The organism is Nocardiopsis sp. L17-MgMaSL7 (assembly GCF_003182025.1).
Lineage (GTDB): Bacteria > Actinomycetota > Actinomycetes > Streptosporangiales > Streptosporangiaceae > Nocardiopsis > Nocardiopsis prasina.
This window is the reverse complement of sequence record NZ_QGTF01000031.1, coordinates 1-1,889: the sequence shown is the minus strand read 5'-3', so window position 1 is coordinate 1,889 and position 1,889 is coordinate 1. Positions and strand designations below refer to the sequence as shown.

General features: G+C 69.4%; 1 protein-coding gene. It reads left to right on the top strand.

The genetic code is table 11. The features are described from left to right. Positions 1-1,889, top strand: a 1,889-nt coding sequence (locus BDW27_RS27010) for a condensation domain-containing protein (RefSeq protein ID WP_233515960.1), incomplete at both ends; no start/stop codon positions are given.

Sequence of the window (1,889 nt, the reverse complement as noted above, 5' to 3'; positions counted from 1 at the left end):
TCTGGCCACCTCACTGCCCGACCACATGGTCCCGTCGGCGGTGGTGGTGCTGGACGAGCTCCCGCTGACCGCCAACGGCAAGCTGGACAGGAGGGTCCTGCCCGCACCGGACTACACGGCCTCGGTCTCGGGCGGGCAACCCCGCAATCCTCGGGAGGAGATCCTGTGCGGGTTGTTCGCCGAGGTCCTGGGCCTGGAACGGGTGGGGATCGATGATTCGTTCTTCGACCTGGGCGGCCACTCCCTGCTCGCCACCCGGCTGGTCAGCCGGATCCGTTCCGTGCTCGGCGCTGAGGTGAGGCTGCGGGAACTGTTCGCCGCCCCGACGGTTGAGGGTGCGGCTGCGGCCATCGACGCCGCCGGTGAACGCGGCGCGCGCCCGCGCGTTCTGCCCGTGTCCCGTCCCGACCTGCTGCCGTTGTCCTTCGCGCAGCGCCGTCTGTGGTTCCTCAACCGCCTGGAGTCGGCGAGCACGTCGTACAACGTTCCGCTCGTGCTGCGCCTGCGCGGTGAGGTCGACGCTGGAGCGCTCGGCGCCGCGCTGGGCGATCTCGTCGACCGCCACGAGTCGTTGCGCACGGTGTTCCCCTCGCCCGGAGGCGAGCCCCACCAGCGAGTACTGGGCAAGCCGGAGGCCCGTGCCCTGCTGCGCTTCGCGGTCACTCCCTGCGCGCGCGACCAGGTGCGCGGGACCGTGGACACCCTCGTCGGCAGGGTGTTCGACCTGGCCGAGGCCCTACCGGTGCGCGCTGACCTGCTCAGGGTCTCCGACGAGGAGGCGGTCCTGGTGGTGCTGCTGCACCACATCGCCACCGACGGCTGGTCCGAGGCCGTACTGCTCAGAGATCTCACGGAGGCGTACTCCGCCCGCCGCGCGGGCTCGGCTCCCGACTGGGCCCCGCTCCGGGTGCAGTACGCCGACTACGCGCTCTGGCAGAACGCCCTGTTGGACGAGGCAGAACCCGGGGGACCGGTCGCCGACCAGCTCGACTTCTGGGAGCGGTCCCTGGCCGGTGCCCCGGAGGTGCTGGAGCTACCGACGGATCGTCCGCGCCCCGCCGTGGCCTCCAACAGGGGGGAGCACCTGGCCTTCTCGTTGGACGCCGACCTGCACGGCCGTCTGGCGGAGTTGGCGCGAGCGCGGGGCTGCACGCTGTTCATGGTTCTTCAGGCTGCGTTGGCGGTGGTGTTGGCGCGGTCGGGTGGTGGTGTTGATGTTCCGATTGGTACGCCTGTGGCTGGGCGTGATGATGAGGCGTTGGATTCCTTGGTGGGGTTCTTCGTGAACACGTTGGTGTTGCGTACGGATGTGTCGGGGGATCCGACGTTCGTGGAGTTGCTGGCTCGGGTGCGTGAGGGTGATCTGGCTGCCTTCGATCACCGTGACGTGCCCTTCGACCGCGTGGTGGAAGCGGTGGCACCGACCCGCAGCATGGCGCACCATCCGCTCTTCCAGGTCATGCTCGTGCTCCAGAACAACGCGGACGCCGGACCCGAGCTGCCGGGACTCGAGGCAAAGCGGGAGCCCTTCGCCTGGAAGGTCGCCAAGTTCGACCTCACGTTCTCCTTCTCCACCGACCCACAGGGCGTCTCCGGTGTCCTGGAGTACGCGGTCGACCTGTTCGACCGTGACACGGCGGTGGAGCTGGTGGCTCGGTTGGAGCGGGTGCTGGCCGCCGTGGCGGCCGACCCGCAGACGCGGCCGGGGGACATCGAACTCCTGTCGGCGCGGGAGCGCCAGCGTGTACTGGTGGACTTCAATCGTGCTGGGACGGGTGCGGGGTCCGATGTGGTCCTGCACCGGGTGTTCGAGGAGTGTGCGGCGTCGGTTCCGGACGCTGTGGCGTTGGTGTTCGGGGATGAGCGGGTCTCCTATGGGGAGTTGAACG